The organism is Pectobacterium carotovorum, from assembly GCF_033898505.1.
GTDB classification, from domain to species: domain Bacteria; phylum Pseudomonadota; class Gammaproteobacteria; order Enterobacterales; family Enterobacteriaceae; genus Pectobacterium; species Pectobacterium carotovorum_J.
This window is the reverse complement of the sequence record NZ_JAXAFK010000001.1, coordinates 1,302,422-1,325,076: the sequence shown is the minus strand read 5'-3', so window position 1 is coordinate 1,325,076 and position 22,655 is coordinate 1,302,422. Positions and strand designations below refer to the sequence as shown.

The following is a 22,655-nucleotide window of genomic DNA, read 5'->3' as shown; positions in this document are numbered from 1 at the left end:
TCAAAAAAAAGACTGAATACGATTCCTGTATTCAGTCTAGGGAAATGGCTCTTGGGAGAGCCGTGCGCTAAAAGTTGGCATTTATACAAGCTGTACTAGCCCTGTAGATTTAAGCTTAGCCAACTCCTCCACGTTTTCCAGCCTCAATCCGCTCGCAATTATCACAAATGGAACAGATTTCACACTTTGTTTTAACCATTAAGAAGTAACTGGTTAACATCAATAGGCAAATCAATTACTTCACGGTTTCACATCTGGTTGACACAGTTGCTCTGCACGCTCGATAAATGGCTGAAGGCTTTTCTTCTGGCCGGGATGTTTAGGATCGTCCAGCCAGATAGCGTCTATCGGTTGTGCACTCACCTGCCCGGATTTCATTTGCGCAATAGCAACATCGTTTAGCGGGTATTGCATCAGCGTCCCGGTATGTAAGGCGTACAGCGCATTACCAGGGCGGCAAATCAGTTGAACTTCTTCACGGGTGAAAGCCCAACGTTCGCCGTATTCCAACCGGCTGATATTGGCCAGTTTCGCAGCAGCAAAAGCATTCACAGAAAGTGAGGTAAGCACGATAGATAGCAAGAGTTTCTTCATCATGGTATTCCCGACATGGCGTATTCAGACAATGATGTGTGTGAGTTTTGCAGCCTTATCTGAATCAGAGAAAGACAGCCTCAAACCTTATAAAACAGAATGTTGTATATCACTACTGAGGCGATCATAGCGACAGAGGGAGATGAAGTCGAGCGCGACGTCGGGAATAGCATTAGCGGTCTGATACCGGCAGAAAGGTCATTCAGGAGGGGGAAAATAGCGGGATAAAGAGAACTGTATCCCGCATCATTCAAATCATCATTGGCCGACAGAAGCGTCGCTTGTCGTTAGGCTGAGGGGGCCGCAGACATTTTTTTCAGGTCCTGATCGATGAAGAACAGGCCGCCTTCGCTGGCTTTGACCAGAGCCAGTTTGTCCAGAATGGAACGGAACAGTTTCTCTTCTTCGTGCTGTTCAGCAACGTACCATTGCAGGAAGTTAAATGTAGAGTAATCCTGCAGCGCCATCGCCGCATGTGCCAGCTCGTTAATTTTTGCTGTAATCAGCTGTTCGTGTTCATAGGTCTGCTTGAAAACATCAGCCAGTGAATCGAAATCAATTGGCGGTGCGGCAATCGCGCCTAATACAGGCAGGCTTCCCGTGTCATCCAGATAGTCAAACAGGCGCTGCATATGCTGCATTTCTTCCTGAGAATGTATTTTCAGGAAACTGGATGCGCCTTCAAAACCTTTGTCACCACACCATGCGCTCATCTGCAGATACAAATTCGCGGAATAAAATTCCAGATTAAGTTGCTCATTCAGCTTCTGAATCATTTCTTTTTTTAACATATTAACTCCCTATTTTCCCGGCAGGTGAAATTATTTAGGGCATTATGCCTGAAAAAATAAAATAAAAAACACTTTATTAACACTACGGAGTGATTAATAAAATAAACAATAAAAACAATTAGTTATTTATTATTGTTATTGATATTTATTATCACTTAAATCTTAGGGGAATATATTATTGCGAATCATTTTTATTATCAAAAATAACAACCGCGATTCATATCGCTTATGAAAACCCTGTATTAAAAATGATTCCTATTTCGTAATGAGAATAATAAACATCCACATGACAAGGTGAACACTTGCCATTTTTCTGTTGCTACTTTACCGTGGCGCACATGAGTCTGTGATCAACCGGCAGGAGAAAATGGTATGGGATATAATCTGGCAGAATTGTCCAAAGAGGATATGGATAAAGTTAACGTGGATTTGGCGGCATCAGGCGTTGCCTTCAAAGAGCGTTACAATATGCCGGTCATTCCAGAGGCCGTTGAGAGAGAACAACCCGAGTACCTGCGTAACTACTTTCGCGAACGCGTGATGTTTTATCGCCAGCGCTCACTCCAGTTCTCGCGTTTGCCCTACGAACCCAAGGCTAAATAACCTTACCCCCTCATTCCAGTCTATGCCGCCTGTACCGCGGAAAACATCCCTTTCCGCGGGTTACATTCTTACACAGCAAAAACCATTTTCTACTTGCATCTCGGCCCGCACAGGAGGTTAATGGAGTGGCAACCTAACCTTTTATCTAAACGAGGCAAGATATGAGTAAAGGACTGGATAGCAAAAAGAACAGCAAGAAGAAACCGCTGAAAACGGCCGCCGAAAAGCGGGCTGACAAAAGAGCGAAGAAAACGCAGGCTGATATTACCTAGGTATTGATAACCTCAGTTTTGGTAACCGAAGTAATGCGCCGTGCCAATCGGGTAAACCCGAAAATGGGTTTACCCTCATAGTTACATTTTATCCCTTATCCGCGATCGTCCTCAGGCATTTCAAGCACCATCAGCAGAAAAGCATATTCCAACGCAATATCATCATAGCGTTTGAAACGACCGGATTTTCCGCCGTGCCCGGCATCCATGTCGGTGTATAGCAACACCAGACGATCGTCCGTTTTGACTTCCCGCAATTTCGCCACCCACTTAGCAGGCTCCCAATACTGCACCTGAGAATCATGCAGCCCGGTAGTCACCAGCAAGTGTGGGTAACGCTGTGCGATAACACAGTCATAGGGACTGTATTGTTTGATGTAGTCATAGTAGGTTTGCTCATTCGGATCGCCCCACTCGTCATACTCACCGGTTGTCAACGGGATAGACTCATCCAGCATCGTCGTCAGCACATCAACGAATGGAACCTGAGCGACAACGCCTTTAAACAGTTCGGGCGCCATATTCACCACCGCCCCCATCAATAATCCTCCCGCACTGCCCCCCATTGCGAACATGTTTTTCCTGTCGCCATAGCCTTTTGCTATCAATGCCTGCGACACATCGATGAAATCCGTGAAGGAATGCATTTTATTGAGCAATCGACCATCGTCGTACCACTGTTGCCCAAGTTCACCACCGCCGCGAATGTGTGTTAAGGCGAAGACGAATCCTCTGTCCAACAGGCTCAAGCGACTCACGCTGAAATCCGGATCCATGCTATGGCTATAAGCGCCGTAGCCGTAGACCAGTATCGGGTTCTTGCCTGGGCTGAAATGATCGCGATGATAAACAAGAGAAACGGGAACCTCGACGCCATCTCGAACCGTGATCCACACGCGTTCGCTCCGGTAATTGTCCGAAGAGAAATCTTTCACTTCGGCTTGTTTAAGTAACTGCTGCTCGCCCGTGTCCAGATTCAATTCATACTGCGTGCTCGGAGTGGTCATTGATGAATAACCATACCGCATCAATGCCGTGTCTGGCGTAGGATTGTACGACAGCCACGTCACATAGCTCGCGTCATTAAAGGCGATCGTTTTTTCTTCCTGCGTATGCCAGTGAATCTGGCGTAAGCTGGTCAAGCCGCGCTCTCTTTCTTCAACCACCAGCCAGTCGCGGAAAAGCTCAAACCCTTCCAGCACGCGACTTTCGCTAGGTGCAATCAGTGTTTCCAGCGTTTGCTCATCGGGCTTATCAGCGCGGTAAAGGCCAAAGTTTTTTCCTTCTCGGTTGGAACGCAGGTAAAATTTGCCCTGATAGTGATCGATGCCATATTCATGATCTTTCCGGCGTGGAATGCATACCTGCGGCACGGCATCCGAGCGCGTCGCGTCGAGCAATAACACTTCCGTCGTCGTGGTGCTGCTGAGATAAATGGAGATATAGTGCTCTGATGTCGTTTTACTCAGGCTGACATAATAGGTGTCGTCTTTCTCTTCATAGACCAGCTCATCCTGTGCCGGATCGCTCCCCAGACGATGACGATAGACCTGATACGGCAATAGCGTTTGCTCATGTTTGCGCACGTAATACAGAACCGTCGAATCCGCCGCCCATTCCGCTCCTGCCGTGACATTTTCGATCACATCCGGTAGCCACTCGCCGCTGTTCAGATCGCGAAAACGAAGCGTGTACTGCCGGCGGGATAAAAAATCCTCCGAGAGTGCCAGTAGCCTATTGTCGGGGCTAACTTCAAGCGTGCCGAGGCTATAAAACTCATGCCCTTCCGCTCGTTGATTTCCGTCCAGCAGCGTGTCCCACGCGTCCATTTCCTGCTCAGGCTGGCGCAGATAGATAGCGTACTCTTTGCCTGGCTCGTAGCGACTTTGGTAACGATAGCCTTTTCTGACATACGGTACAGACATATCCGTCGACGGGATGCGCTTAACCATTTCGTCATACAACGACCGTTTGCGCGCCTCATGAGGTGCCATGACAGCGTCGCTATAGGCGTTTTCCTGCTCCAGATAGGCCAGCACCTGCGGATCGGCGCGCTGGTCATCACGCAGCCAGTAATAATTGTCGATACGCGTATCGCCATGCATGCTCATCACATGAGGGCGTTTTTCAGCTTGCGGTGTTTTCATCGCGTCGGATCTCGTTGTCTTACCATAAAATTTTAACTCTACAAGAAGAGTGGCACGATTGATCGGCAATGCCAAGGCGCGCCCTTATCACTTGGTGCGCTTTTGCGCACCGCATTCCAATGCATGCCCTCTTTAATGCGCACGCAAACGTTTTCGTTTATACTGCGGCCATTTTTCACAACCCGATCAGGTATAAGGTTATGTTAACGATTGGAACCGCCCTGCGTGCGGATGCCACACGAGTGATGCTGCTTGGCTCCGGTGAATTAGGCAAAGAAGTGGCGATTGAATGTCAGCGTTTGGGTATCGAAGTGATTGCGGTCGATCGCTATGCCGATGCCCCGGCCATGCAGATTGCGCATCGTAGCCACGTCATCAATATGTTGGATGGCGATGCGTTGAAAGCGTTGGTTGAAGCCGAGCGTCCTGATTACATCGTGCCGGAAATTGAAGCCATCGCAACCGACATGCTGGTAACACTGGAAAAACAGGGTCACCATGTTGTTCCCTGCGCCGAAGCCACACGCCTGACGATGAACCGTGAAGGTATCCGCCGTCTGGCAGCCGAAACGCTCGGCGTTCCTACCTCCACCTATCGTTTTGCCGACAGCGAAGAGAGTTTTCGTCAGGCGGTAGACGCGATTGGCTACCCCTGCATTGTTAAACCTGTCATGAGTTCATCCGGCAAGGGGCAAAGCCTGATTCGCTCCGCGGAGCAGTTAGATCAGGCGTGGAACTACGCCCAACAGGGTGGACGCGCAGGCGGCGGACGCGTCATCGTGGAAGGGTTGGTGAATTTTGATTTTGAGATCACTTTGCTAACCATCCATGCGGTTGACGGTATTCATTTCTGTGCGCCTATCGGGCATCGTCAGGAAGATGGCGACTATCGCGAGTCCTGGCAGCCGCAGCAGATGAGTGCGCTGGCGCAAGAGCGTGCGCAAAAGATGGCCAGCGATGTCGTGAAAGCGCTCGGTGGCTACGGCCTATTCGGCGTTGAACTGTTCGTTTGCGGCGATGAAGTCATCTTCAGCGAAGTCTCCCCTCGCCCGCACGATACCGGCATGGTGACGATGATTTCTCAGGATCTGTCCGAGTTTGCCCTGCACGTCCGCGCTTTTCTGGGGCTGCCAATTGGCGCAGTTCGCCAATATGGTGCATCGGCTTCCGCTGTGATTTTACCAGAACTGGAAAGCAACAACGTGCGCTATCAGGGGCTGGAAAGCGCGCTACTCCCTCACACGCAAATTCGCCTGTTTGGTAAGCCGGATATCGGTGGCAAACGTCGTATGGGCGTGGCGTTAGCCAGCGCAGAAACCACGGACGATGCGGTGGCAATCGCCAAACATGTCGCTGCGGCTGTAAAAGTCAGCGGCTGATAGGCTACTGCCAATAGGGTGACGGACAAGGATGTCCGTCATAAAAAAATGTAGGGAACATTTTTCAACGTCGCTTGCGACGGCCCGTAGGGTGGCGGACAAGGATGTCCGCCATAAAAAAGGCCACTCGTAGTGAGTGGCCTTCGTCATTCAGTCACGAGCATACTTAGGCTTTTGCACCTGCAACGGCTTCACGCGCCAGTTCGGTAATACGCGCGTAATCACCGCTCTCCAACGCATCGTTCGGCACCAGCCATGAACCACCGACGCACAGCACGCTTTTCAGCGCCAGATAATCGCGGTAGTTATTTGGTGTAATGCCACCGGTCGGGCAGAAACGGATCTGAGCAAACGGACCCGCGATCGCCTGAAGCGCTTTCACGCCGCCGTTAGCTTCCGCTGGGAAGAATTTGAACTCACGCAGGCCGTAATCCATACCCAGCATCAGTTCAGACACCGTGCTGATACCCGGAATCAACGGGATATTGCCGGCAGTCGCGGCTTTCAGCAACGGCTCGGTCAAGCCGGGGCTGATGGCGAACTGGGCACCCGCTTCCACAACGGCAGCCAGTTGCTCAGGGTTTGTCACCGTACCTGCACCCACGATGGCCTCCGGTACTTCTTTCGCAATCGCGCGGATCGCGTCGATGGCACAGTCGGTACGCAATGTCAGTTCCAGAACGCGAACGCCGCCCGCGACTAACGCTTTTGCCATCGGCACCGCGTGTTCCAGTTTGTTGACCACAATCACAGGAACAACGGGACCCGTTGTCAAAATCTGTTCCGCGCTCGTTTTCCAGTTTTTCATCAAAAGTTATCTCCAGTCATGCCCGAAGGGCATCATTAATTATATAGCGCGCCCCTGCCACAGGGATCTGCGTCGCCGCAGATGTCCGACCGCACCGTTAGCCATACATTAAAAACTGTGGGATGCCGAACGTTCTCGGTATCTCAATTACTGACGTATTATCAAAGAATTACTCAAACTCATTCCAGGAGCGACCATCGCGGGTAATCATCGCCACGGATGCCACTGGCCCCCAACTTCCCGCCTGATACGGTTTCGGTGCATCATTGTCCATCGCCCACGCATCCATGATGGAATCCACCCATTTCCAGGCCTCTTCCACCTCATCACGACGGACGAACAGCGCCTGAATGCCGCGCATGGTTTCCAGCAGCAAACGCTCATAAGCATCGGCCAAATGCTGCTGATTAAAGGTTTCCGAGAAGCTCAGATCCAGCTTCACCGTTTGCAGGCGGTGTTTGTGCTCTAATCCCGGAATTTTATTCAGAATCTGGATTTCCACACCTTCATCCGGCTGTAAGCGAATGATCAGCTTATTCTGCGGCAGTTGCTGGTAAGAATCGTGGAACAGGTTCAGCGCAGGGTTCTTAAAGTACACAACCACTTCTGAACATTTGGTCGGCAGGCGTTTACCGGTGCGCAGGTAGAACGGCACGCCAGACCAGCGCCAGTCGTCGATATCAACACGAATCGAGACAAAGGTTTCCGTACTGCTGCTTTTGTTCGCGCCTTCTTCTTCCAGATAGCCAGGCACTTTATGTCCCTGAACAAAACCAGAGGTATATTGGCCGCGTACGGTCGTTTCATGCACGTTGGAACGGTCGATACGACGCAGTGAACGCAATACTTTCACTTTTTCATCACGGATGCGGTCGGTCGTCAGATCGGACGGCGGCGACATCGCAATCATCGTCAGAATCTGCAACAGGTGGTTCTGGATCATGTCGCGCATCTGGCCGGCTTTATCAAAATAGCCCCAGCGCCCTTCAATCCCGACTTCTTCGGCTACCGTGATCTGCACATGGTCGATCGTCCGGTTGTCCCAGTTTGAGGAGAACAGCGAGTTGGCAAAACGCAGCGCCAGCAGGTTCAGTACGGTTTCTTTGCCCAGATAGTGGTCAATACGGTAAACCTGACACTCGTTGAAGTATTCCGCGACCTGATCGTTAATGACGCGAGAAGACGCCAGATCGGTACCCAGCGGCTTTTCCATCACCACGCGCGCCGGCTCTTTATTCAGCCCGGCGGTTCCCAGCCCTTTGCAGATCGCCCCGAATGTGCTCGGCGGCATCGCAAAATAGTTAATGGTGGTGCGGTTTTTCTGGTCAAGCATCTTGCCCAGCTTGTTAAACGCCTTCGTGTCTTCCACATCAAGATTGCAGAAATCCAGCCGGCTGCTTAGCGTTTCCCACAACTTGTCGTCGATGGCTTCTTTCATAAAGGTGTCAAGCGCTTCGCGCACGACGCGGGTATACTCCGCTTTATCCCAATCGGCACGGCCCACCCCGATAATTTTGGTGTCCGCATGGATGTGGCCTGCTTTTTCCAACTGGTACAGGGAAGGCAGCAATTTACGGCGCGCCAGATCGCCCTTGGCACCGAAAATAACCAGATCGCACGCTTGGGCTGTTGAAGTTACCGCCATGTTCATCTCCTCGTTGCAGGATGCTGTAATTTTATTACAGCGATAATGTACTCTTTTTGACTACAGCCAGTAAACCCATCATAAAAATGCTAAATAATGGTCGCTATTGGTCGAAAACCACACATAAATCGGTCTGTGCAGCGGCTGAAATCAATTATGCATTCGCCCTAAAGCGAAATTTTTCGTCGTTTCTGACAGTCGATTACTTTTCTGAAAGTTAGACACATGTCATGTTCTGGCAAAAAAAGGGCCCAACTTAGCGTATTGCCCTCTGCCAACCACTACAGGGTCGTAGTATATTTTCACGACTTGCATTTTTTCACGTAACATTTTTTCACGTAATGCATGCCAGTGTACCTTTAGTTGAAATTGGAAAAACTTACATGGCCCTTGTCGTATGAATATGCTGGAAAAAATCCAGAGTCACCTAGAACTCTTGAGCAAATCGGAAAGAAAAGTTGCTGAAGTGATCCTGAGCACTCCGCAGACAGCCATTCACTCCAGCATCGCGACCTTAGCCAAAATGGCCGACGTCAGCGAGCCAACGGTCAATCGTTTCTGTCGCCGCCTTGAAACGAAAGGTTTTCCCGATTTTAAACTACATCTGGCACAAAGTCTGGCAAACGGTACACCCTATGTGAACCGTAACGTTGAAGAAGATGACAGCGTTGACGCCTACACCAGTAAAATCTTTGAATCCGCAATGGCTGGACTGGAACAGGTGAAATCCAGCCTGGATGTCACCGCCGTCAACCGCGCCGTGGATTTGCTGACGCAGGCGAAAAAAATTTCTTTCTTCGGTCTGGGCGCTTCCGCTGCTGTCGCACACGATGCGATGAACAAATTTTTCCGCTTCAATATCCCCGTCGTTTATTTCGATGACATCGTTATGCAGCGCATGAGCTGCATGAATTCCAGCGACGGCGACGTCGTGGTCTTGATCTCCCACACTGGCAGAACCAAAAGCCTGGTCGAAATGGCACAGCTGGCACGTGAGAACGACGCGACCGTTATCGCAATCACCTCAGACGGCACGCCGCTGGCGCGTGAAGCTTCGCTGGCATTGCGGCTTGATGTGCCTGAAGATACTGATGTTTATATGCCGATGGTGTCCCGCATCGCCCAGTTGACGCTGATCGACGTTCTGGCAACAGGCTTCACGCTGCGCCGCGGGGAAAAGTTTCGTGATAACCTGAAACGGGTCAAAGAGGCCCTGCGTGAATCTCGCTTTGATAAAGACGAGCGATTGATTAACCCCTTCAGGTGATAGATAAGTTTTACATTGTGCTTTTTTTTTTAGTTATACCTATGAAAAATGAGCGGTATCATCTACCCGCTTCATCTTTATATGGCCAAAGACTACAGGCATGGAAAGATGGTGGGGATTACCTGTACAGTATGATAATCAGACTCAACACGATGTTCGGATAACGCAGGTGAAATAGTTTTGTTGTAAAGTGACATTTTGCACCGTTATTCGACGCTTAATCGCAACACTACAGCTTCACAAGTGAACGGAGTTATACATGTCCAGACGGCTCAGAAGAACCAAGATTGTCACCACCCTGGGGCCCGCTACCGACCGTGATAATAATCTCGAAAAGATTATCAATGCGGGCGCTAACGTAGTACGCATGAATTTTTCTCACGGCACACCAGAAGATCATCTATTACGTGCCAACAAAGTTCGTGAAATTGCGGCTAAATTAGGCCGCCACGTTGCCATTCTTGGCGATCTACAGGGTCCAAAAATTCGTGTTTCTACCTTCAAAGAAGGTAAAATTTTCCTGAATGTCGGCGACAAATTCTTGCTGGATGCCAACTTAGCGAAAGGCGAAGGCGATAAAGAAAAAGTTGGGATCGATTACAAAGGCTTGCCGAGCGACGTAGTACCTGGCGATATCCTGTTACTGGATGATGGTCGTGTACAGCTGAAAGTGCTTCAGGTTGAAGGCCTGAAAGTTTATACCGAAGTCACCGTTGGCGGCCCGCTGTCCAACAACAAAGGCATCAACAAACTCGGCGGCGGTCTGTCTGCCGAAGCCCTGACGGAAAAAGATAAAGCCGACATTATTACTGCCGCAAAAATTGGCGTCGACTATCTGGCCGTCTCTTTCCCTCGTACTGGTGAAGACCTCAACTACGCTCGCCGCCTCGCGCGCGATGCTGGCTGTCACGCCAAGATCGTATCAAAAGTTGAACGTGCTGAAGCTGTCTGCTCAGATGCCGCGATGGATGACATCATTCTTGCTTCCGACGTGGTGATGGTAGCAAGGGGCGATCTGGGCGTTGAAATCGGCGACCCAGAGCTGGTGGGCATTCAGAAGAAATTGATTCGTCGCGCCCGTCAGTTGAACCGTGCGGTCATTACCGCCACGCAGATGATGGAATCGATGATCACCAACCCGATGCCAACGCGCGCAGAGGTGATGGACGTTGCCAACGCCGTGCTAGACGGCACCGATGCGGTCATGCTGTCAGCAGAAACCGCTGCGGGTCAGTATCCTGCTGAAACCGTCGCCGCCATGGCGAAAGTCTGTTTAGGCGCGGAGAAAATCCCAAGCATCAACGTCTCCAAGCACCGCCTTGACGTGCAGTTTGATAACACGGAAGAATCCATCGCGATGTCTGCGATGTATGCCGCCAACCACCTGAAAGGGGTGACGGCACTGATCGCCATGACGGAATCAGGCCGTACCGCGCTGATGATGTCCCGTATCAGTTCCGGATTGCCGATTTTTGCCATGTCTCGCCATGAGCAAACGCTGAACCTGACAGCATTATACCGCGGCGTCACCCCCGTGCATTTCGATAGCTACACGGATGGTGTGGCTGCCGCTAACGATGCGGTGATTCGCCTGCGCGATAAAGGATTCCTGATGTCTGGGGATCTGGTTATCGTCACACAGGGCGACATCATGGGTACCGTAGGCACGACCAACACGATCCGCATCCTGCGCGTGGAATAATCCTTACCATAACCGTCCGCTAGCAGGCAGACGGTTCATTCCAGTAAAAAGCCGGACGATTTCTCGTCCGGCTTTTTTTATCTCTCTTTCTGTCAGTCTACTATCCGCCGCGCATCTCGCGCTTAGTGACGTGATATCAACTAATTGCGGTATAAATCATCTCGACAGTACGGTTCAATCTCACCCGGTTTACGGGTTTTCAACAGCTTCAGAATCCAGGTGTACTGCTCAGGATTCGGCCTGACCAGAATTTCCACCTCTTCATTCATGCGACGGGCAATATAGACGTCATCCGCCTCTGCCAGATCATCCATCGGCGGGCGAATATATACATCCAGGCAGCCATCTTTAGCGTTATATACCGGGAACAGCGGAATGATATCAGCGCGGCATACTTTCATCAGCCGTCCGACGGCAGGCAGCGTGGCCTTATAGGTCGCAAAGAAATCAACGAACTCGCTGTGTTCAGGCCCGTGATCCTGATCGGGCAGGTAATAGCCCCAGCACCCCGAACGCACAGAACTGATAAACGGCTTAATACCGTCGTTACGCGCATGGATACGGCCACCAAAGCGACGGCGTAAACGATTCCACCAATAATCCACCAGCGCATTCTTTTGATTGTGGAACATGGCCGCCATGCGCTGCCCGCGCGAAGTCAGCAGCATCGCAGGAATATCGACGCCCCAACCGTGCGGAACCAGAAAGATCACGTTCTTCTCTTGTTCTTTAATGCGGTCCAGAATGTCTTCACCGTGCCAGCGAACATATTTCTCGATTTTCTTCGGGTTACGAATCCCCACTTCCACCATCATGATCATCGACTGAGGAGCCGTCGCAAACATGTCATCGATGATGGCTTCGCGCTGCGCATCTGTTAACTCCGGCATACAGTACAGCAGGTTAATACGGGCACGACGGCGTGCGCCTTTGGATATTTTCCCGACAAAACGCCCTAACCCACCCAGAACCGGATTTCTTAATCGTGCCGGAATATAGGCAGCGAGCGCCATTGCGCCAACACCTAACCAAACTCCCCAATAGCGCGGATGAAAAAAGGCGCGTTGAAACTGGGGAACAAATTCAGCGTTCGATTTTTTTTCTTTTTCCATGCCTAAACTCTTCAGATCAATCAATAAACATAATCATAATTGCCACCCAGCGTTTGGCAACACCCGCCGACAATTACGCAAAAACATACCTGCTCGACAATAAAAAACCAGGAACCGTACTCTATAAATGAAAATGCCGGCAGCAAGCCACCGGCATAATATGCAGTCGATATCTATCCTAAATAATTCAAGTTGCATGAAGGCGGCAACCGCATGAATCCCCAGGAGCTTACACAAGTAAGTGACTGGGGTGAGTAAGGGCGGCCAACGCACAAGCAGCTTGGAGTATGACGGATATCGTTAATCAAACTTAAGCTGCGGCACGACTTCTTTCACCTGCGCCAGGTAATCACGACGCTCTTTGCCCGTCAGCCCTTCAGAGCGTGGCAGTTTAGCCGTCAGTGGGTTGACCGCCTGCTGGTTGATCCAGAATTCATAATGCAGGTGTGGGCCCGTAGAGCGTCCCGTGTTGCCAGACAACCCGATACGATCGCCTCGTTTCACTTTCTGTCCGGGTTTAACCAGGATGCGATGCATGTGCATGTAACGCGTGGTGTACTGGCGACCATGACGAATGGCCACATAGTTCCCCGCCGCACCGCTGCGTTTCGCGATGACGACTTCACCATCCCCGACGGCCAGAACCGGTGAACCGACAGGCATCGCAAAGTCGACACCTTTATGCGGTGCGACACGCCCTGTCACCGGGTTCAAACGACGCGGATTAAAGTTGGAGGAAATACGGAACTGTTTCATGGTCGGGAAACGCATAAATCCGCGCGTCAGACCGGAACCTTCACGATCGTAGAATTTGCCGTCTTCTGCACGAATAGCGTAATAGTCTTTGCCACCAGTATTCAAACGCACGCCGACCAGCTCACTCTGCTCGCTTTTACCATCAAGCATTTCGCGGGACATCAGTACGGAGAAGGTATCGTCTTTGCGTAATTTACGGAAATCCAACTGCCATTGCAGCGCTTTTATCACGTCGCGCACTTCTGTGCTGGTCAAACCGGCGTTTTTTGCGCTGCTGACAAAGCTACCGCTGACCCGGCCATTCAGGACGCTGTTGCGCCACTCGCCTTTCAGCGTTTCAATGCGTTCTTTGAAATCAGCACCCACGCGCTCATAGATGCGGGTTTCACGGCGGGACATCTGCCAGGTCAAACTTTGCAGATCGCCATTTTCTCCCAGCGCCCATGAAATTTGCTGACCGATTTTCAGATTCCGCAGATCTTTGTTCTGCTCTGCGAGTTGGGTGACATCCGCAATATCGATACCGTACTGCGTCAAAATGCTGCTTAAGGTATCGCCCGTAGACACCACGTACTCATGTACGCCGCCTTCATCGGCAACCTTATCATCTAGCTCATCTTGTGGAATGTCGTCATCCGGCGAGGGTTGGTCTATCGGTTCACTGGCTTCAGGCGTCAGCGTACGCAGTTGGCTGGTTTCCAGGTCGATATCTTTCACGATGACAGGAGCATCATCGACGTGGGGATAAACAAAAGGCCGCCAAACAGCAACGGCCAATGTCACAACGGTAAGCGACCCCAGCATGACGCGATGGGGCCGAGGTAAGCTGTTATACGCCAGAGCGATAGTTCGGACTATCTGCTGCACTTATTCGTATCCTCATGATTTTTCCTCCAGACAGCTCACATACTGGTTCGATAGCTGCAACAAGAAATCGGCATAGCTATCTCTACCCAGTGCAATATTGCTTCCCAATGGATCGAGCACACCCGAGCGCACGTCGGTTCCCTTGGCAACAGCATTAATAACGGCTGGCCTGAATTGTGGTTCAGCAAAAACGCATACGGCTTTGTGCTCAACCAACTGTGTTCGTATTTGATGTAAACGCTGTGCACCAGGTTGGATTTCAGGGTTAACCGTGAAGTAACCCAAGGGGCTTAATCCATAGTGTTTCTCAAAATAGCCATAGGCATCATGGAACACGAAATAGCCTTTACCCTGCACAGGCGCTAGCATCTTAACAATTTTTTCATCTGCTTGCGCGATTTTATCCGTGAAATAAAGCAGATTCGCGTCTAGTTTGTCCTTATTCTGAGGCATAAGTTCCAATAATTTTGCATGAATGGCAATCGCCGCCTGTTTTGTCATCTCCGGCGACAGCCAAATGTGCATATTGTACTCGCCGTGATGGTGACCATCGTCGCCGTCATCATGGGCGGCATGGCCGTGATCGTGGCCTTTTTCATGGTCATCATGTGCCTGTTCATGCTCACTCTCATGATCGTGCCCGACCTCTTTTTCCAGCTCGCTTTTAATGGCTGGCAGCGCGGAAAGCGCGATCTGCTTTGCAGGAGAAATTTTCGCTAACGGCTTTCCGAGGAAGGCTTCCATTTCCGGCCCGACCCAAATCACCAAATCGGCGGACTGTAAACGCTGGACATCAGACGGGCGCAAGGCATAATCGTGGGGCGACGCGCCATCAGGCAACAAAACCTCAGTTGGCGTTACCCCATCGGCAATCGCCGACGCAATGAATCCCAAGGGACGAATTGAAGTAATGACCGCCGCGGATGCCGCACTGATTGACATCCCGCTCGCAAGTAGCGCGGTGGCAACAAACACATTTTTTAACCATTTTTTTTGCTGAATAGATTTTTTTTGTTGAATAGATTGTTGCATGAAAGTCGATCCCATCGATTTTTATCGTGTTGCTTGTTATAATATAACGTCACATGGGTTGTGCAAACCGAATTATATGTCCACATTGGTATCACTTAATAATATTTCAGTTACATTTGGCAGCCGAAAGGTCTTGTCAGATATTTCTCTTACCTTGCAGGCAGGTCGAATTCTGACACTGCTGGGGCCGAACGGCGCAGGGAAATCGACGCTGGTACGCGTAGTCCTGGGGCTACTCTCCCCCACCTCTGGTTCGCTGGTCCGGGATCCCGCGCTGCGTATCGGCTACGTTCCACAGAAACTGCATCTGGATACCACGCTACCGTTGACCGTCAGCCGCTTTATGCAACTGCGTCCCGGCGTGAAAAAACAGGATATTTTGCCTGCCCTTAAGCGCGTTCAGGCGGCACACCTGCTGGAACAACCGATGCAGAAACTCTCCGGCGGCGAAACCCAACGCGTGCTGTTAGCGCGCGCGCTGCTCAGCCAGCCCCAGCTTCTGGTTCTGGATGAACCGACACAAGGTGTCGACGTCAATGGGCAACTGGCGCTGTACGATCTCATTAATCAACTGCGACAGGAATTCCATTGCGGTGTATTAATGGTCTCGCACGATCTGCATTTGGTGATGGCGAAAACGGATGAAGTCCTGTGCCTTAATCAACATGTATGCTGCTCCGGCACGCCTGAAGTCGTTTCCCTTCATCCCGAATTTTTAGCGATGTTCGGCCACCGCGGTGCGGAGCAATTGGCGATTTATCGCCACCATCATAATCATCGTCACGATCTACAGGGACGTATCATTCTGAAAAGACAAGGTGGAAACGACGCATGATCGAACTGCTGTTTCCCGGTTGGCTGGCGGGGATATTGCTAGCAATTGCGGCAGGCCCGCTCGGTTCGTTCGTCGTCTGGCGGCGGATGTCTTACTTTGGCGATACGCTGGCGCATGCGTCCTTACTCGGCGTCGCTTTCGGCCTGCTGCTGAACATCAACCTGTTTGCTGCCGTCATCGCCGTGACGCTTATTCTGGCGCTGGGGCTTGTCTGGCTGGAACGCCGTCCCTATCTGGCCGTTGATACGTTACTCGGCATCATGGCGCACAGCGCACTGTCACTCGGATTGGTTGTCGTTAGCCTGATGAATAACGTGCGCGTGGATTTGATGGCTTACCTGTTTGGCGATTTGCTCTCCGTCACGACAGAGGATCTGTGGGTCATTGGCGGCGGCGTGATTGTCGTTATTGCCATTATGCGTTGGCAATGGCGCGCGCTACTTTCGATGACGATCAGCCCGGAGCTGGCGCACGTCGACGGCGTGAAGCTACAGCGTACCAAGCTGCTCCTGATGCTGACCACCGCATTAACGATAGGTATTGCCATGAAGTTTGTTGGTGCGCTGATCATTACATCACTGCTGATCATTCCCGCTGCCAGCGCCAGACGCTTCGCGCGGACGCCGGAACAAATGGCGAGTATCGCGATTATCGTTGGCATGATTGCCGTGACGGGCGGTCTGGCCTTCTCGGCTGGTTACAATACGCCAGCCGGCCCCTCAGTGGTGCTGTGCGCATCGTTGCTGTTTATTGTCAGCCTGCTTAAACGGCAACCCGCCTAACAGCGATACAAGATAAAAAAGCCCTTCTGAAATAACATTCAGAAGGGCTTTTCTTTTTGGCGTGTGGGCGAACTGAGTTTATTTCCGGTTCGCCATATCGGGAATGATTAAATCACCCCGCAAGACATACGAACCCAGCACGTCTTGCGTTTTCTCATTGAGCCAGGACACGATTCTGGCCGCTATCGCATCCATCGAATATTCAATTGCCGGTATCGCCGGAATGCCAGGAATATCGAGAGACCCCGCCAGGCTGAATACCATGATGTCTTTTGGCACAGATTTATTAAACGCCTGAAGCTGTGTGATAACACGCTTGGCTTCCAGCTCATCAGCCACCAGAAGCGCATTGAAATTCAGTGTCGTGCTGTTATTGAGCAACACTTGCAGCGCCACCGACGACGATGAAGACGCATCCATAAAAATCAGATTGCGGTTAAACGGCAAAAAGTTATTTTCCAGTGCCCGCTTATACCCTAAAAGCACCTGCTCCGCAGAACTGCTGGCAGCGGGATTAATCAATGCGATTTGCCGTCTTCCTTGCCGAATCAGGTAATTGCACGCCGTTTCCGTGGCGAAAGCGTGATCGAATTGCAGGCTGTTCGCGGTGTCCGTTTCCATGCAATCGATCAGAATGATGTTTTTATCGGCCAGATTCAGTGGAAAACGCGCACCAATGATTAAGATGTCATCACACAGGCCGCTGGTCAGTTCATCAAGCACGCTCATCACTTCTGCCCTGCTGCTGGCAAACCGCAGTAAGAGGTGCTTTTGATGCCGGCTAAAGTGTTTTTCCAGCGCGTAAAGATAGCCAGTCGTCTGATTGATGTTGTCCTGAGCGCAAATAACGCCAATACAGCCGGTTGACTGACTCAGTAGCGATTGAGCGATAACGTTCGGCCGATATTTAAGCTCATCAACCGCTTTTAACACTGCAAGACGGCTAGCTTCCTTTACGCCGCGTGAACCACTCAACACCCGGGAGACTGTGGCTTTAGACACCCCAGCTAAACGCGATACATCGTTGATTGTAGACATCATTTGCCCCTGGAAAACGCTAAATCCGACTCAAAACCCTGAACACCAACAGCGCCTTGTATTGCCTTAATACTGTTCACTTAAGCGTGGATTTAGGGGGAAACACGGTGATGAGGTTCCCGCAGGGATACCTCGCACCGTGGTAGCCCCCGGTATCTTGATTCTTAAACGAGCGGCATTATTGTATTGCTTTGCAGTATAACCGTTTCTATCCAGCATGGAAACCGATTATCCGTTTAACATCCAATAAGTATTTCTGCCAATAAGATGTGATGTAAATCTAATTAATACGGCCAGAAAACATCACATATTGACCGCCATCACACTTCTCTTTTCTTTGCATGGAAAACGGTTTCCATATGATATCCAATCATACTAGCAATAACTTTTTACATTCTGCTTAGCGGAAAATGCGGTCCGCTGAGGAAGAAACATAACGGATATAGGCTCACTTTAACAAAAGGCTGCCACACACGATATTCTTATCCGGCCTGTTAATACAATAGGTTACGGAATACAACGTGGCGATAACATACTTGGTGACGATCTGTCGCTGCTACGGCGACACACGAGAAAGGTGTTCACATGAGTTCCTTATATCAATCAACGATTGCCGCTATCGAACAATCGATTACCCCGCTGGCCGGGCGCTTAGGACAACAAAAGTATGTGATCGCTATCCGCGATGGCTTTACCGCCGCACTCCCCTTTATGATCATCGGCTCATTTATGCTGGTGTTTATTTTTCCTCCCTTTTCCGCTGATACCACTGTCGGATTCGCTCGGACCTGGCTCGATTTTTCTATCACCTATCGCGCACAGCTGATGCTGCCCTTCGAACTGAGTATGGGGCTAATGACATTTTTCATCTCCGTAGGTGTGGGTGCCAGTCTGGGACGACAGCTTAATCTCGATTCCGTCATGTCCGGTCTGCTGGCGTTTATGGCTTTCCTGCTCGTCGCCGCCCCTTACGCCGATAACAAAATTTCTACCGAGTACCTGTCAGGGCAAGGGATCTTCACTGCCTTACTGACCTCCATCTACGCCACCCGTGTTTACGCGGCGCTGAAACAGCACAACATTACCATCCGCTTGCCAAAAGAAGTGCCGACGGGAGTCGCCCGCTCGTTTGAAATCCTCATTCCCGTGTTGGTAATTGTCGCGACGCTGCACCCGCTCAATCTTTTCGTTGAAGCACAAACGGGCATGATCATTCCCGAAGCGATTATGCACTTGCTGGCCCCGTTGGTGTCCGCCTCAGACTCGCTGCCAGCCATTCTTCTGTCCGTGCTGCTGTGCCAGCTTTTCTGGTTCTCAGGGATCCACGGTTCGCTGATTGTCACAGGCATCATGAACCCATTCTGGATGACCAATCTGGCCGTGAATCAGGCCGCGCTGGCGGCTGGAGAAGTCTTGCCACACATCTATTTACAGGGCTTTTGGGATCACTATCTGTTGATTGGCGGCGTCGGATCGACGCTACCGCTGGCATTCCTGCTGTTACGCAGCAAGGTAACGCACTTGCGGACCATCGGTAGAATGGGTGTCGTACCGAGCTTCTTTAACATAAACGAACCGATCATGTTTGGCGCGCCCATCATCATGAACCCGATGCTGTTTCTCCCCTTTGTTTTCGTCCCGATGGTTAATGCCGTACTGGCTTACACCGCAACCAAAATGGGGTGGTTGGCGCAGGTGGTATCACTCACGCCCTGGACAACACCGGCCCCCATTGGCGCATCGTGGGCCGCAAACTGGAGTTTCAGCCCGCTAATTATGTGCCTGCTGTGCATGGTATTTTCTGCACTGATGTATTTGCCGTTCCTGCGAGCCTACGAACGAACGTTAATGAAAACCGAGGAGCAAAAAATACAGGGTGATTTATCGCTGACAAAAACGGTGAGTAGTAATTAATGGCATAAATAAAGAACTCGCCAAAGAAATTAAATAAAAAGGAAAATAACGCATTCAGTGTCGAGATATTTTTATTACTCATATTCACCGACCTGAATGCTATTTAAGAACGCAGCATAGAAAATACGTGCTGCGAGTATTCGTTCGCATAAAAATAGGTCATATGATGATTACATTAGAAGATGCAGTAATGGAAATTATCGTCAATGCAGGGCAGTCACGCAGCCTGTGTTTTGAGGCGCTACACGCTGCGCGTAAAGGCAACATTGATGAGGCCAAGAATCTGTTGAAGGAGGCCGATGGTTACGCGCGCAAGGCCCACCAAATGCAGACCCAACTGATCGAACAGGATGCAGGAGAAGCCAGACAGCCGATGACATTGATTATGGTTCATGCTCAAGACCATTTAATGACATCCCTGCTCGCCCGCGAATTATCAGAAGAGATTATTCATCTATACCAAAGAAAATAGTTCATTTTAATACCCTATAGGGAGGGTCGATTACGTCAGTTATTTAATTACGCTGTACCCGTTAAAAAAAATAACAATCACCTTGTTCTGAGCGCCGTGTCATTATTCACGTCAATCAGAGCGGGATGGTTATTGTCTGAAAATAACTTACCGAATTGAGATGACTATGACAAATTCCAAAAAACTGCCCGTTACGCTGGCGGTGCTGGCTGCCCTTTGCTCCGGTTCCGCATTCGCACAAGAAATGATTACTCAGGAGCAATTGGATCGCATCGTTGCTCAGGCAGTAGAAAAAGCACTGGCGGAGCGTCAGGCCAAATTAGACGCCATCGCCAGTAAACAGGTCGACCCGCTGACCACGCCGGATGCCCCCAAGACGCCTGACATGGCGATACCCTATGGCATCAACTTTACTGGCTATGCCCGTTACGGCGCGCAATTCCAGAGCGGTGACCAGAAATATGTCGCGGTCGATGGCTCCTACAACGGGGCTTCCGCACTGGGCCGTCTGGGCAACGAAGGCAACGGCGGTGAATTCCAGCTTTCCAAAGCGTTCAAGGGTGACAACGGCGCGATCTGGGATGTCGTCGTGATGATCGACCACTGGGGCGACGAAGTTAACCTGAAAAAAGCCTATGCGGGCGTCACCAACCTTTTTGCCTCTCAGCCGAATGCTTATCTCTGGGCCGGACGTGATTTCCACCAGCGTCCACAGCAGGGGATTAACGACTACTTCTGGATGAACCATGACGGTCAGGGCGCGGGGATAAAGAACTTTGAACTCGGCGGCATTCAATTCGATGTTGCTGCCGTCGCGGCCGTAGAATCCTGTAACCCCGAAGTCATCACGAATAATGCGAACCCCTCACGCATCAGTTGTACAGGCAGTTCCGGCACGGGCGATAAAGGCAATTACGCGCTGACGTCCAAAGTGCATGGCATCAAGCTGGGGCCGTTGGATCTTGCGCTGTACGCGAACTACGGTTTTGACTCAAAAGCGGTGAATAGCGATGCACGTCTGAAGGCCTGGCAAGGCGGTGCGGTCCTGAGCCATACGGGGAAAAATAGTCTCAACCAGTTTATCACCCGCTATTCGGATAACGCCGATAACAGCGTTTACAACAAAACGAACAACCTGAAAACCTTCTACGCCAGCTTTGAAGGTAAGTACAAATTTACTCCGCAAACGCAGGTCGAATACCTGCTGGCCTACCACGACTACTCAAATGATTCCGCGAGTCAGGACGATCGTCGCAACTATAATGCCATCGTGCGCCCCATGTATTTCTGGAATGATGTGCATTCCACCTGGCTTGAAGCAGGCTATCAGCACGTAGATTACGGTCAGGGTGGTGATAACAAAGGATGGAAACTGACGCTTTCCCAGAATGTCTCGATCGCGATGGGACCGGAGTTCAGACCGATGCTGCGCTTCTATGTCACCGGCGGGGAGGTGGATAACAAACATACCGCACGGACAACGACCGGCGTCAACACGAAGCTCGACTCGTTCAACGTTGGGGCAATGTGGGAAGCCTGGTTCTAATCGCATACATTCAGGGAGACCCTGTGGTCTCCCTGAATCTGGCAAAACAGCGATTAGGCGCTACGTCGAGTCACTCGTTAACTTAAATCTTCACGCGTTAAGCCAAAATGCCGATAGGCGTGCTGCGTCGCCATCCGACCGCGCGGTGTGCGCTGAATAAACCCTTGCTGAATCAGGAACGGTTCCAGCACGTCTTCAATGGTTTCACGCTCTTCGCCAATGGCGGCCGCTAAATTGTCCAGCCCGACAGGGCCGCCCATGAATTTATCGATAATCGCCAACAGCAGCTTACGATCCATGTAGTCAAAGCCTTCGGTATCCACCGCCAGCATATCCAGCGCCTGTGTCGCCACATTACCGGTAATCGCCCCTTCCGACTTCACCTCGGAGAAATCGCGCACCCGGCGTAATAACCGATTGGCAATACGCGGCGTACCCCGCGCGCGACGCGCGACCTCAAGGGCACCATCCGGCGTCAGATCCAGCCCTAAACACTGTGCGCTACGGCTGACGATATACTGCAAATCCTCAACTTTATAAAACTCCAGGCGCTGCACAATGCCGAAACGATCGCGCAGCGGCGAGGTTAACGAACCCGCACGCGTTGTTGCGCCAATCAGCGTGAAAGGCGGCAAATCGAGTTTGATTGAACGGGCGGCAGGCCCTTCGCCGATCATGATATCCAACTGATAGTCTTCCATCGCCGGATACAGCACTTCTTCCACTACGGGCGACAGACGGTGAATTTCATCGATGAACAGCACATCATGCGGTTCGAGATTAGTCAGCAGCGCGGCGAGATCGCCCGCTTTTTCCAGCACCGGGCCCGACGTCGTGCGCATATTCACGCCCATCTCATTGGCGACAATATTCGCCAGCGTCGTTTTCCCCAGACCGGGAGGACCAAAAATTAGCAGATGATCCAACGCATCTCCGCGCTTACGGGCTGCCTGAATAAAAATTTCCATCTGCTCACGCACCTGCGGCTGCCCCACATACTCGTTGAGCAATTTAGGGCGGATCGCACGGTCGATAAATTCTTCTTCGGGAACGGCGTCAGCGGAAATTAAACGATCGGCTTCTATCATGAATA

At 50.9% G+C, this 22,655-nt stretch carries 19 protein-coding genes; 9 read left to right on the top strand and 10 right to left on the bottom strand.

The features are described 5' to 3' along the window. Window positions 1-240: 240 nt before the first annotated feature. Complete coding sequence (locus R9X49_RS05800) at window positions 241-597, bottom strand: YebY family protein (RefSeq protein ID WP_319847548.1); 357 nt, start codon at window positions 595-597, stop codon at window positions 241-243. Window positions 598-881: 284 nt separating this feature from the next. Further along, entirely contained in the window at window positions 882-1,385 is a 504-nt protein-coding gene (gene ftnA, locus R9X49_RS05795; RefSeq protein WP_319847547.1) for a non-heme ferritin, read from the bottom strand. A 372-nt stretch (window positions 1,386-1,757) separates the two neighbouring features. On the opposite strand from ftnA, the gene R9X49_RS05790 reads away from it, so the two are divergent. Beyond that, window positions 1,758-1,988: a DNA polymerase III subunit theta gene (locus R9X49_RS05790; protein WP_319847546.1), complete on the top strand. Its 231-nt coding sequence runs from the start codon at window positions 1,758-1,760 to the stop codon at window positions 1,986-1,988. 367 nt (window positions 1,989-2,355) lie between these two features. On the opposite strand, the gene R9X49_RS05785 is transcribed toward R9X49_RS05790, so the two are convergent. After that, window positions 2,356-4,407 (bottom strand): S9 family peptidase, encoded by a 2,052-nt coding sequence (locus R9X49_RS05785; RefSeq protein ID WP_319847545.1) that lies wholly within the window; start codon window positions 4,405-4,407, stop codon window positions 2,356-2,358. A 200-nt stretch (window positions 4,408-4,607) separates the two neighbouring features. Here R9X49_RS05785 and purT point away from each other — a divergent pair, with 200 nt between their 5' ends. Further along, a complete protein-coding gene (gene purT / locus R9X49_RS05780) occupies window positions 4,608-5,786 on the top strand; it encodes a formate-dependent phosphoribosylglycinamide formyltransferase (RefSeq protein ID WP_319847544.1) in 1,179 nt (392 codons plus the stop codon). Between the two features lie 166 nt (window positions 5,787-5,952). Here purT and R9X49_RS05775 read toward each other — a convergent pair whose 3' ends face one another. Further along, entirely contained in the window at window positions 5,953-6,594 is a 642-nt protein-coding gene (locus R9X49_RS05775) for a bifunctional 4-hydroxy-2-oxoglutarate aldolase/2-dehydro-3-deoxy-phosphogluconate aldolase (protein ID WP_263059478.1), read from the bottom strand. Window positions 6,595-6,763: 169 nt separating this feature from the next. Further along, entirely contained in the window at window positions 6,764-8,239 is a 1,476-nt protein-coding gene (gene zwf / locus R9X49_RS05770; RefSeq protein ID WP_319847543.1) for a glucose-6-phosphate dehydrogenase, read from the bottom strand. A gap of 397 nt (window positions 8,240-8,636) precedes the next feature. Here zwf and R9X49_RS05765 point away from each other — a divergent pair, with 397 nt between their 5' ends. Together R9X49_RS05765 and pyk are read left to right on the top strand one after the other, a co-directional pair. Then, window positions 8,637-9,506: a MurR/RpiR family transcriptional regulator gene (locus R9X49_RS05765; protein WP_010275858.1), complete on the top strand. Its 870-nt coding sequence runs from the start codon at window positions 8,637-8,639 to the stop codon at window positions 9,504-9,506. Between the two features lie 259 nt (window positions 9,507-9,765). Next, window positions 9,766-11,208 (top strand): pyruvate kinase, encoded by a 1,443-nt coding sequence (gene pyk, locus R9X49_RS05760; protein WP_319847542.1) that lies wholly within the window; start codon window positions 9,766-9,768, stop codon window positions 11,206-11,208. 140 nt (window positions 11,209-11,348) lie between these two features. Here the strand turns inward: pyk and lpxM are convergent, their stop codons facing one another. The 3 genes from lpxM to znuA form a co-directional block, all read right to left on the bottom strand. Continuing rightward, window positions 11,349-12,320: a lauroyl-Kdo(2)-lipid IV(A) myristoyltransferase gene (gene lpxM / locus R9X49_RS05755; RefSeq protein ID WP_319847541.1), complete on the bottom strand. Its 972-nt coding sequence runs from the start codon at window positions 12,318-12,320 to the stop codon at window positions 11,349-11,351. A 300-nt stretch (window positions 12,321-12,620) separates the two neighbouring features. After that, on the bottom strand, window positions 12,621-13,943 hold the full coding sequence (gene mepM, locus R9X49_RS05750; RefSeq protein WP_319847540.1) for a murein DD-endopeptidase MepM: 1,323 nt from the start codon (window positions 13,941-13,943) through the stop codon (window positions 12,621-12,623). 12 nt (window positions 13,944-13,955) lie between these two features. After that, complete coding sequence (gene znuA, locus R9X49_RS05745; RefSeq protein ID WP_319847539.1) at window positions 13,956-14,975, bottom strand: zinc ABC transporter substrate-binding protein ZnuA; 1,020 nt, start codon at window positions 14,973-14,975, stop codon at window positions 13,956-13,958. A gap of 76 nt (window positions 14,976-15,051) precedes the next feature. On the opposite strand from znuA, the gene znuC reads away from it, so the two are divergent. Both znuC and znuB read left to right on the top strand, forming a co-directional pair. Further along, the gene (znuC, locus tag R9X49_RS05740; RefSeq protein ID WP_319847538.1) at window positions 15,052-15,810 is read left to right on the top strand and encodes a zinc ABC transporter ATP-binding protein ZnuC; all 759 of its coding nucleotides are present in this window, start codon (window positions 15,052-15,054) and stop codon (window positions 15,808-15,810) included. Continuing rightward, complete coding sequence (gene znuB / locus R9X49_RS05735; RefSeq protein ID WP_319847537.1) at window positions 15,807-16,592, top strand: zinc ABC transporter permease subunit ZnuB; 786 nt, start codon at window positions 15,807-15,809, stop codon at window positions 16,590-16,592. The genes znuC and znuB overlap by 4 nt, the downstream gene beginning before the upstream one ends. 78 nt (window positions 16,593-16,670) lie before the next feature. Here the strand turns inward: znuB and R9X49_RS05730 are convergent, their stop codons facing one another. Further along, entirely contained in the window at window positions 16,671-17,630 is a 960-nt protein-coding gene (locus tag R9X49_RS05730) for a LacI family DNA-binding transcriptional regulator (RefSeq protein WP_319847536.1), read from the bottom strand. Window positions 17,631-18,215: 585 nt separating this feature from the next. On the opposite strand from R9X49_RS05730, the gene R9X49_RS05725 reads away from it, so the two are divergent. The 3 genes from R9X49_RS05725 to R9X49_RS05715 all read left to right on the top strand — a co-directional run bounded on the left by R9X49_RS05725 (window position 18,216) and on the right by R9X49_RS05715 (window position 21,562). Beyond that, on the top strand, window positions 18,216-19,544 hold the full coding sequence (locus R9X49_RS05725; protein ID WP_319847535.1) for a PTS sugar transporter subunit IIC: 1,329 nt from the start codon (window positions 18,216-18,218) through the stop codon (window positions 19,542-19,544). A 166-nt stretch (window positions 19,545-19,710) separates the two neighbouring features. Further along, window positions 19,711-20,016, top strand: a complete 306-nt coding sequence (locus R9X49_RS05720) for a PTS lactose/cellobiose transporter subunit IIA (protein ID WP_319847534.1) — start codon at window positions 19,711-19,713, stop codon at window positions 20,014-20,016. 166 nt (window positions 20,017-20,182) lie between these two features. Next, window positions 20,183-21,562, top strand: a complete 1,380-nt coding sequence (locus R9X49_RS05715) for a carbohydrate porin (protein WP_319847533.1) — start codon at window positions 20,183-20,185, stop codon at window positions 21,560-21,562. 77 nt (window positions 21,563-21,639) lie between these two features. On the opposite strand, the gene ruvB is transcribed toward R9X49_RS05715, so the two are convergent. Further along, entirely contained in the window at window positions 21,640-22,650 is a 1,011-nt protein-coding gene (gene ruvB, locus R9X49_RS05710; RefSeq protein ID WP_319847532.1) for a Holliday junction branch migration DNA helicase RuvB, read from the bottom strand. Window positions 22,651-22,655 lie beyond the last annotated feature (5 nt).

Bases quoted from the DNA above. Each gene is read 5' to 3' on its own strand.
- R9X49_RS05790 (WP_319847546.1), top strand. From the start codon at position 1,758: ATGGGATATAATCTGGCAGAATTGTCCAAAGAGGATATGGATAAAGTT.
- purT (WP_319847544.1), top strand. From the start codon at position 4,608: ATGTTAACGATTGGAACCGCCCTGCGTGCGGATGCCACACGAGTGATG.
- pyk (WP_319847542.1), top strand. From the start codon at position 9,766: ATGTCCAGACGGCTCAGAAGAACCAAGATTGTCACCACCCTGGGGCCC.
- R9X49_RS05720 (WP_319847534.1), top strand. From the start codon at position 19,711: ATGATTACATTAGAAGATGCAGTAATGGAAATTATCGTCAATGCAGGG.
- R9X49_RS05725 (WP_319847535.1), top strand. From the start codon at position 18,216: ATGAGTTCCTTATATCAATCAACGATTGCCGCTATCGAACAATCGATT.
- lpxM (WP_319847541.1), bottom strand. From the start codon at position 12,320: ATGGAAAAAGAAAAAAAATCGAACGCTGAATTTGTTCCCCAGTTTCAA.
- R9X49_RS05715 (WP_319847533.1), top strand. From the start codon at position 20,183: ATGACAAATTCCAAAAAACTGCCCGTTACGCTGGCGGTGCTGGCTGCC.
- R9X49_RS05785 (WP_319847545.1), bottom strand. From the start codon at position 4,407: ATGAAAACACCGCAAGCTGAAAAACGCCCTCATGTGATGAGCATGCAT.
- R9X49_RS05775 (WP_263059478.1), bottom strand. From the start codon at position 6,594: ATGAAAAACTGGAAAACGAGCGCGGAACAGATTTTGACAACGGGTCCC.
- ftnA (WP_319847547.1), bottom strand. From the start codon at position 1,385: ATGTTAAAAAAAGAAATGATTCAGAAGCTGAATGAGCAACTTAATCTG.
- ruvB (WP_319847532.1), bottom strand. From the start codon at position 22,650: ATGATAGAAGCCGATCGTTTAATTTCCGCTGACGCCGTTCCCGAAGAA.
- znuC (WP_319847538.1), top strand. From the start codon at position 15,052: ATGTCCACATTGGTATCACTTAATAATATTTCAGTTACATTTGGCAGC.
- R9X49_RS05800 (WP_319847548.1), bottom strand. From the start codon at position 597: ATGATGAAGAAACTCTTGCTATCTATCGTGCTTACCTCACTTTCTGTG.
- R9X49_RS05730 (WP_319847536.1), bottom strand. From the start codon at position 17,630: ATGTCTACAATCAACGATGTATCGCGTTTAGCTGGGGTGTCTAAAGCC.
- zwf (WP_319847543.1), bottom strand. From the start codon at position 8,239: ATGGCGGTAACTTCAACAGCCCAAGCGTGCGATCTGGTTATTTTCGGT.
- znuB (WP_319847537.1), top strand. From the start codon at position 15,807: ATGATCGAACTGCTGTTTCCCGGTTGGCTGGCGGGGATATTGCTAGCA.
- znuA (WP_319847539.1), bottom strand. From the start codon at position 14,975: ATGCAACAATCTATTCAACAAAAAAAATCTATTCAGCAAAAAAAATGG.
- R9X49_RS05765 (WP_010275858.1), top strand. From the start codon at position 8,637: ATGAATATGCTGGAAAAAATCCAGAGTCACCTAGAACTCTTGAGCAAA.